Here is a 10,106-nt window from a genome sequence, read left to right on the forward strand (position 1 = left end):
CGCGTACAATACGTTACTCACGAGATTGAGCGGGCAGGAAGACATCATCGTCGGCTCGCCGATTGCCGGGCGCCCGCACAAAGACCTTGAACCGATTCTCGGCATGTTCGTCAACACGCTGGCCATCAGAACGGAGCCGAAAGGGGACAAACGGTTTACCGATTATTTGGCGGAAGTCCGCCAGGCGGCGCTTGAAGCGTATGAGCATCAGGATTACCCGTTTGAAGAGCTTGTGGAGCGGCTCGGCGTGCAGCGGGACACAAGCCGCAATCCGCTGTTTGACGTTATGTTTGTGCTCCAAAACATGGAGCGTGAATCCCTGGTGTTAAATAAGCTGCATTTGACTCAAGCTGCGGATACAAGTCATAAAACCGCAAAGTTTGATGCCACGCTTTACGCGTCAGAAGGGTCTGACGGTTCCATCAGCTTTGATTTTGAATTCAATACAGATATCTATCAAAAACAGACAATTGAAAAATGGCTTTCTTATTTTACCCGTATTCTTACAAAAGTAATTGAAAACCAAGCGATACCGCTTGGTGACATTCACGTACTGGATGATGCTGAAACAAATCGCGTCATTTATCAGTTTAATCAGACGAAAAGCGATTACCCAAGACACGAAACCATCAGCCGTTTATTTGAGCGGCAGGCAAAAGAAACCCCCGATGCCCGGGCAGTTGTATATGATGGACAAATCTTGACATACCGTGAGCTGAACGAACGGGCTAACAGAATAGCGGCGGCTCTCCGATCAAATGGCGTCGGTCCGGAAAGCGTTGTCGCCTTATTAACCGGCCGCACAACAGAGCTTGCTTCCGGAATCCTCGGAATATTAAAAGCGGGGGGCGCCTACTTGCCTATCGGTGACGATGTGCCGCGGGAACGGGCTGAATGGATGCTTAAAGACTGTAAAGCTGATATTCTTCTCCAATCTGATAAACTTGACGGTCTGCCGCTTTCAGGAAAACGTTTATTCATAGAGGATATTCAAACAAAGGCCGGCTTGAGTTCGGAAAATCCCGAACCGCTCGGCGGACCTGAATCGTTGGCCTACATGATTTATACGTCCGGGTCAACAGGTGCGCCAAAAGGCGTCATGATTGAACAGCGAAGCGTGATCCGCCTTGTGAAAAACAGCAATTATATTGATTTTACGCCGGAAGACAGACTGTTGTTTACTTCATCATTAGGATTTGACGTTACGACATTTGAGGTATTCGGTCCGCTTTTAAACGGCGCTTCTTTATATGTAAGTGACCAGGAAACCTATCTCGACTCTGGTGTTCTGGAAACATTTATACAGCAAAACGGCATTACGACACTGTGGCTGACATCGTCTCTGTTCAACCATTTATCAGAACAAAATAAAGACGTGTTTTCCGGATTATCCCGATTGATTATCGGCGGGGAAGCACTGTCCCCGAGCCATGTAAACCGGGTTCGGAATGCGCTGCCGCATCTCTCAGTATGGAATGGATACGGACCGACTGAAAACACGACGTTCTCGACTTGCTTTTTGATTGAACAATCATACGATCATTCAATCCCGATCGGGCGCCCTGTCGGAAATTCAACCGCATATATCATAAACAGCAGGGGAACACCGCAGCCGATCGGCGTCATCGGCGAATTGTGCACAGGCGGAGACGGTGTGGCAAGAGGATATTTCGGCCGCCCTGAGCTGACGGAAGAAAAATTTGTCCCTAATCCTTTTGTTCCCGGAGAACGGATGTACCGCACCGGAGATTTAGCCCGCTGGCTGCCGGACGGAACGATCGAATATGCCGGGCGGATGGATGATCAAGTGAAAATCCGCGGTTATCGGGTCGAGCTGGGAGAGATTGAAGCCGCACTGAGGAGCCTGGACGGTGTGAAAGAAGCTGCCGTGTCAGTCAGAACCGGGCAGTCCGGCAATAAAGAACTGATCGCATATATGAGTCTGCAGGCGGACATGGATACAGAAAAAGTGCGTTCTTCACTGTCTAAGCAACTGCCGAATTACATGGTTCCGGCCTATATGATGGAACTTGAGAAGCTGCCGCTTACGCCGAACGGTAAATTGGATCGGAAAAATCTGCCCGAACCGGAGCTCGCGCTTCAAACCGCGTACACAGCTCCCCGCAATGAGCTTGAAGAACAGCTTTCCGTGATCTGGCAGGAAGTGCTCGGCACAAAACAAGTCGGGATTGAGGACTCATTTTTTGAATTGGGCGGCGATTCAATCAAAGCGCTGCAAGTTTCCGCACGGCTCGGACGCTATGGGCGGAAAATGACGGCAAGTGACTTATTCCGGCACCCGTCCATTAAGGAACTCGCGCCTCTTATCCGGAAAGCGGAAAGAGTCATCGATCAGCGGCCGGTGGAAGGAGACATACCTTGGACACCCGTTCAGCACTGGTTTTTATCACAGCGGATGGAAAACAGAAATCATTTCAATCAGTCCGTCATGATGTTCAGCTCTGACGCATTGCATAAACAGCCGCTCAAAGAAGCCTTGGAGCATCTTGTCATTCATCATGATGCACTCCGGATCACCGTCAGTGCAGAAAACGAAAGTTTCAGACAAATCAATCACGGTATTCAAAAAGCTGAACTGTACACCTTGGACATTTGGGATATGTCTGAGACAGATACTTGGGAAAGAGAAATAGAAACTGAAGTGGCTGCGCTCCAACAGCGGATGGATATTGAAAAAGGGCCGTTATTAAAAGCCGGCTGGTTCAAAACCCGGTCCGGGGATTATTTATTCATCACCGTACATCACCTGGCGGTTGACGGAGTGTCATGGCGTATTTTGCTGGAGGATTTATCTGCCGCTTACACTCAAGCCGTAAAAGGTCAGCCGGTCCAGCTTCCGCCAAAGACCGATTCGTTTAAACAATACGCCGTAAGGCTTTCAGAATACGCAAAAAGCAGCAAGCTGATACGTGAAGAAGAATATTGGCGTTTTATTGAAGAAGAAACAGCCGCCGAACTTCCTTATGAAAAACCGCAGCATCAGACGGGAGCCGACAGCATTCGGCAAACGGTAAGCTTCACGCTTACAGAAGAAGAAACGTCCGTTTTGCTTCAGCAGGTCAACCGGGCTTACCATACCGATACGCAAGATATTCTTCTGACTGCCGCAGCTTTGGCTTTACGGGACTGGACAGGGGGCGGCAGACTGCGCATCGCGATGGAAGGGCACGGGAGAGAGCACATCATGCCGGAGCTCGACATCAGCCGCACCGTAGGCTGGTTTACCTCCATGTATCCGGTGCTCATTGACTTGAATACAGCAGGCTCAGAACTTGGGACGGCGGTAAAAACGGTCAAAGACACACTCGGAAGAATACCGGATAAAGGAATAGGCTACGGCATTTTAAAATACATGACACCGCCTGAACAAAAAACAATCCGCTTCAGACAAGCGCCTGAAATCAGCTTTAACTATTTAGGGCAATTCAACGATACAGAAGATCAGCACACGTTCAGTCTGTCCGGTCTTGCAAGCGGGCACGACATCACGCCGACATGGCAGCGGGAACAAGCGGTGGAAATGAGCGCGATGGCCGCACAACATAAACTTCACTTCAGTTTGAGCTATCCGCCGAGCCGCTTCCGCAAAGAAACGATGGAACAGCTGCTGCAAACTTTACAGCAATATTTGCGTGATATTATGGCGCACTGCACCGGCAAAGAGGAATCAGAAAAAACCGTTAGTGATTTTAGCAGCAAAACGTTAACATCTGATGATTTGGACAGCATAGCGAGTTTTGTCGAGGAACTGTAGAAAAAGGCGACGGGGAGATTATAACATGACAAAAAAGAATGCAATTCAGGATATTTATCCGCTGTCTTATATGCAGGAAGGAATGCTTTTTCATTCCCTCCTGCAAAAGGAATCACAGGCTTACGCCGAGCAGGCCTCCTTTTCAATAACGGGGAAGGTTGACACCCGCGTGTTTGAAGAGAGCGTTCATGCCCTTTTCGAAAGACATGATATTTTCAGAACGATCTTTATCAGCCAGAACGTGTCAGTGCCGCAGCAGGTCGTATTAAAAGAGCGGAACGTCAGCATTATTGAGGAAAATCTCACTAATTTAAATAAGGCTGATCAAATCAAGTATATCGAAGAAGCCAAACGAAGAGACCGTGAGAAAGGGTTTCATCTGCAAAAAGACATGCTGATGCGGGTGACGCTGCTTCAAACCGGAGAATGTGAATATACGTGCATATGGAGTTTCCATCACATCATTATGGATGGCTGGTGTCTCGGAATCGTGCTGAAAGAGTTCTTCCAGATATACGCCTCGCGGCTCCGCCGGACACCGTTAACGCTTGAGCCCGCTGTGCCGTACGGGACCTACATCAAGTGGCTGATGGAGCAAGATAAAGAAAAAGCCGCTTCGTACTGGGAGCGGTATCTTGAAGGCTTTGAACAGCAGACTGTACTGCCGAAGCAGAAAAAAGCCGGCGAAAGCAGACAAGAGGAAGTGACGTTTTCCTTTTCAAAAGAGGACACGGCTAAGCTGAAAGAGCTGGCCGTAAAAGAAGAGGTCACGCTGAGCACCATTTTCCACACGCTCTGGGGCATTTTGCTTCAGGCGTATAACCAGACAGAAGATGCGGTTTTTGGTTCTGTCATTTCCGGAAGGCCGTCTGAAATCGAAGGCATCGAGCGAATGATCGGCCTGTTCATTAATACCGTGCCTGTCCGGATCAGCGGGGCGGACATCCCGTTTCAAAAGCTGATCAAAAACGTGCAAAAGGACGCTTTGAAAGGACAGGCTTACAGCTATCATCCGCTTTATGACATACAGGCGAATTCACAGGTAAAACAAGGCTTAATTGATCATATTCTCGTCTTTGAGAATTATCCGGTTGAACAGGAGCTTGATGTGCTGAACAGCAAGGGGGACACGAAAGACCTTTTTCACATCCATGATTTCAGCATGGAAGACGAAACCAATTACAGTTTTTACCTGATGGTGGCGCCGGGTGACGAGATTCACTTGAAAATGAGATACGATTCAAGCGTGTATGACCGCCAATTTATTGAAAATATCAAAGGCCATTTGGCACACATCGTCTCCCAGGTTCTCGACAAACCGGACATCACGTCGGACAAGCTTGAAATCATCACTCCAGAGGAAAAAGCGCAGCTGCTTGCGCCGATTTCTGAAGAGGCCGAAAAGCCTGAATATGACACGGTTCATGCAATGTTTGAACGGCAGGCCGCAAAAACGCCGGATCAAATCGCGATTCGGTATGAAGGTGAGTCAGTGACGTACAAAGAGCTGAACGAATCGGCTAATAAGCTGGCCCGCCTGCTGAAAAAACGCGGTTTAAAGCGGGAGGAGCCGGTAGGCGTCATGCTCGGCCGTTCCCCTTCTTTAGCGGCGGCTGTTCTCGGTATTTTAAAAGCGGGCGGCGCCTTTGTCCCGATAGATCCGGGCAGTCCAAAGGAGCGTATCCGATATGTCATTGAAAACAGCGGCTGCGTCCATGTTGTAACAGAGCGGCATCAGTCAGTCCCCGCGGAACAAACGCTGCAAGTTACATACATAGAAGAGGCCGGGACGGAAGCGGACGGAAGCAATGTGCAATCCATTAATACGGCGGACGACCTCCTTTATATGATTTATACATCCGGTACGACAGGGAAACCGAAGGGAGTGCTGCTCGAACATAAAAATATGGCCAACCTACTTTCTCACCAATTGACGAACACAGACATTGATTTTTGCACAAATGTGCTGCAGTACGCATCTTTGGCGTTTGACGTCTGCTATCAGGAGTTATTTTCAGTACTCTTGAGCGGCGGCACCCTTTGTATCGTGCCGGAATTAATCAAACGAGACGTTTCTCAGCTGTTTTCGTTTATTGATCAGCACAACACGGAAGTGGTGTTTTTCCCGACTGCGTTTGTCAAGATGCTTTTCAATGAAGAAGGTTATGCACAGTCTTTTCCCCGCTGTGTGAAGCATGTCATTACGGCCGGGGAGCAGCTGACCGTTTCGCGTTTGTTCAGGCAGACGCTCCGTTCACACGGTATGCATCTGCATAATCATTACGGCCCGTCAGAAACCCATGTGGTTTCAACGTATACGATTTCTGCGGGAGATGACATACCTGAACATCCGCCGATCGGGAAACCGATCCATCATAACAAGATGTATATTCTCAGCAAAAACCGGCAGCTTCAGCCTCTCGGAATTGCGGGAGAATTGTATATTTCCGGGGCGAATACAGGAAGAGGCTATGTGAACAATCCGGCGCTGACCGAAGAGAAATTTTTGCCCGATCCGTTCAGAACGGACGCCGTCATGTACCGGACCGGAGATTTGGCAAGACTGCGTGCGGACGGCCAAATTGAATACATCGGCCGGACAGATGATCAAGTGAAGATCAGAGGGTACCGGATTGAACCGAAGGAAATTGAAACCGTCCTGGCAAATCATCATGCCGTGAAAGAAGCTGCCGTTCTGATTCAAACGAATGAGTCGGGCGAAAATGAATTATGCGCTTACTGCAGCGTCTCACAAGCGACTGATCCTTCTCAGCTGCGGAGAGATTTGGCTAAAGAGCTGCCTGATTATATGATTCCGGTCAAATGGGCTTTCGTTGACTCAATTCCGCTCACTGCGAACGGAAAAGTCGATCAGCGGGCCCTTCCGGAAGCTTCGGCGTACGCAGCGGGCCGTCAATATACAGCTCCCCGGAATGTGACCGAGCTGAAGCTTACCCGCATATGGGAAGAAGTGCTTCAAACCGGCCCGATCGGCGTTCACGATCACTTTTTCGAGCTTGGCGGCCATTCATTAAAGGCGACGGCACTCGTTGCAAAAATAGCTAAAGAGTGCAGTGTGCAAATCCCGCTGAGCGATGTCTTCAGCCACCCGACTGTAGAAGAACTCGCCAAAATCATCAGTGAAGCAGAAGAGAACCCGTTCGCATCCATAGAAAAGACAGAAACGAAAGAAACATATCCTGTCTCATCCGCCCAAAAACGGATGTATGTCCTTCACCAGCTTGAAAATGGCGGTGTCAGCTATAACATTCCAGCCGTTTTAGAGGTGAAGGGGCCGTTTGACCGAAACAGGATGGAAGCCGTGTTCAAGGGATTGATCCGGCGGCATGAACCGCTCAGAACGTCCTTTGAAGAAAAAAACGGCCTGCCCGTGCAGAGGATTCATGACGAAGTACCGTTTGCATTTACAAAAGAACAATCAGCCGAAGCGTTTATCCGGCCGTTCGATCTCGGCAAAGCGCCCCTTTTCCGGGCGGGATTTGTCCAAATAGAAAGAGACCGGCATCTGCTTTTAGCTGACATGCATCATATTATTTCAGACGGCGTATCCGTCAATCTTTTGATACGTGAATTCAGTGAGCTGTATGCTGAGAGAAGTCTGCCGCCGTTACGGATTCAATACAAAGATTATGCCGTCTGGCAGCAATCATTTATGGCGGGCGCCGCATATCGGAAACAAGAGGAGTACTGGCTGAACCGGCTTGCCGGTGAGATTCCCGTGCTTGAATTGCCGGCTGATAAGCCGCGTCCCCCGGTGCGGAGCTTTTCCGGAGACCGGGTGTCATTTGTCATCAATGAAAAACATACAGCACAGTTGAAAAAGCTGGCGAAAGAAAACAAATGCACACTGTATATGACGCTGCTTGGTGTGTACACGGTTCTGTTAGCCCGTTTAAGCGGACAGGAAGATATGATCGTCGGGTCTCCGATTGCAGGAAGGCCTCATGCCGACCTTGACGCCGTTCTGGGCATGTTTGTCAATACGCTTGCTTTCAGGACGCGTCCCGACGGAAGCATGACATTCAAAGACTATTTAAAGGAAATTCGCCAAACAGCGCTTGAGGCTTACGAACATCAGGATTACCCGTTAGAAGAGCTCGTCGATAAGCTCGGTGTGCCGCGGGACATGTCCCGAAATCCGCTGTTTGACACAACATTTGCGCTGCAAAATATGGAACAGCAGAAGCTTAGGGCAGCCGGACTTGAACTGCAGCCTGCAGACGTCAGCCTGCCGATTTCTAAATTTGACTTATCGCTGTACATCTCTGAAAACGCCGGTGAATTGTACTGCCAGTTTGAATACAGCACCGATTTGTTTAAGAGAAAAACGATTCAAAAATGGGCGGGATTTTTTACGACACTTGCCGAAAACGCCGCGGCTGATCCGGGCTTGGAATTAGACGATATTTCTGTTTTGACAGAAAAAGAAGAAGCGTCTCTGCTTCAAGATTTCAGCCCCGTGCAGAAAACAGCGTTTCCGCTTCATCAGTCTCTTCATGATCTGCTGGAACAGCAGGCGGAAAAAACGCCGGACCGTCCTGCGATTTTAACTGATGACATTTCGATTACGTATCAGGAACTGAACGAAAGGGCAAACGAGCTTGCGCATCAGCTGATCAAGCGCGGCATAAGGCTGGAGGATAAAACTGCCATTATGGGCCGGCGTTCTCCTGACATGCTGATCGGCATTTACGCTGTCTTAAAAGCAGGCGGTGCATATCTGCCGATTGATCCGGATTACCCGGAAGAGCGGATTCGCTTTTTACTGAAAGACAGCGGCGTGAAATTCTTACTGGCAGAACCAGAACTTTTCGCACCAGATCTTTTTGAGGGAGAAATGATCTCTCTGAAAAGCGGACAAACAGGAAACCCTGAAGCTGCGGCCAACCCTAACGTTCCGGTAAAACCTGATTCATTGGCTTATATCATCTATACATCCGGTTCTACGGGACGCCCAAAAGGCGTGCAGGTTGAACATCGGTCAGCCGTAAACTTTTTATACTCACTGCAAACGCGTTATGGATTAAGTGATTCTGACATCATTTTGCATAAAACATCCTACTCTTTCGACGCTTCGATTTGGGAGCTGTTTTGGTGGCCGATCGCGGGAGCTTCTGTTTTCCTCCTTCCGCAAGGCGGCGAGAAAGACCCTGAAATGATACTGAACGCATTGGAGAAAAACCGCATAACGGCGGCTCATTTTGTGCCATCCATGCTTCATGCTTTCTTGGAATATATAAATTCCAGAAAACAGCCGATCAAAAAGACCTGCTTAAAAAGGGTTTTTGCCGGCGGCGAACAATTGGGCCCGCACTTGGTTTCCCGTTTTTATGACCTTCTGCCTGGAACGAAATTGACAAATTCCTACGGTCCGACGGAAGCGACGGTAGAAGCGGCGTACTTTGATTTGCCGCATGGAAAGGAATTTCACAATGTTCCGATCGGTATTTCCGGGCATAACATGCGGCTGTATATTTTAAATCAAAAGAAACAGCTTCTGCCGCCGGGCTGTATCGGAGAGCTGTACATCGCGGGGACAGGGGTGGCCCGCGGCTATCTGAACCGGCCTGAGCTGACGGAGGAGCGCTTTCTCAATGATCCGTTTTATCCGGGAGAGCGCATGTATCAGACGGGCGATATCGCACGCTGGACAGAAGACGGCCTTGTCGAATGGCTCGGCCGTTCAGACGGACAGGTGAAAGTCCGCGGCTACCGGATTGAACCAGGAGAAATCGAAGCGGCGATCCGGCACATCGACGGCATTCGTGAGGCGGCGGTCACCGCCCGGACTGAACACGGCGAAACCGCGCTTTACGCCTATATCGAAGGACGGGAAAGCGATGACGTGCGGGCGGAGCTTGCGACACGCCTTCCGGCCTACATGATGCCGGCTCAGTTTATAGAGATGACCGAGTGGCCGGTCACGCCGAGCGGAAAGCTTGACCGCCGCGCGCTGCCGGCTCCCGGCGGAGCGGCAGACAGACAGGCGTACACCGCCCCGCGGAACGTCACGGAAATGAAGCTTTGCGCCCTTTGGGAAGAGGTGCTGAAAAACGGCCCTGTCGGCATCCGGGATCACTTTTTTGAGCGGGGCGGCCATTCGTTAAAAGCGACGGCTCTCGTTTCCCGCATCGCCAAAGAGTTCGGTGTTCAGGTGCCGTTACAGGACATCTTCGCCCGGCCAACGGTGGAAGAACTCGCTTCGGTTATTCAGGACTTGGAAGAGAGCCCGTATGAAGCGATTCAGCCTGCGCAAAAACAGGACACCTATCCGGTGTCTTCGGCGCAGAAACGGATGTATGTGCTCCAG

General features: G+C 49.9%; 2 protein-coding genes. Both read left to right on the forward strand.

Annotated elements, in window-relative coordinates; all coding sequences use genetic code 11:
• Window positions 1-3,775: amino acid adenylation domain-containing protein (locus ACNFN4_RS22010; protein ID WP_448200476.1), on the forward strand; the 3,775-nt coding region annotated here is incomplete at its 5' end.
• A gap of 25 nt (window positions 3,776-3,800) precedes the next feature.
• Window positions 3,801-10,106: amino acid adenylation domain-containing protein (locus ACNFN4_RS22015; RefSeq protein ID WP_448200477.1), on the forward strand; the 6,306-nt coding region annotated here is incomplete at its 3' end.

This window comes from Bacillus sp. N1(2025), from assembly GCF_053470005.1.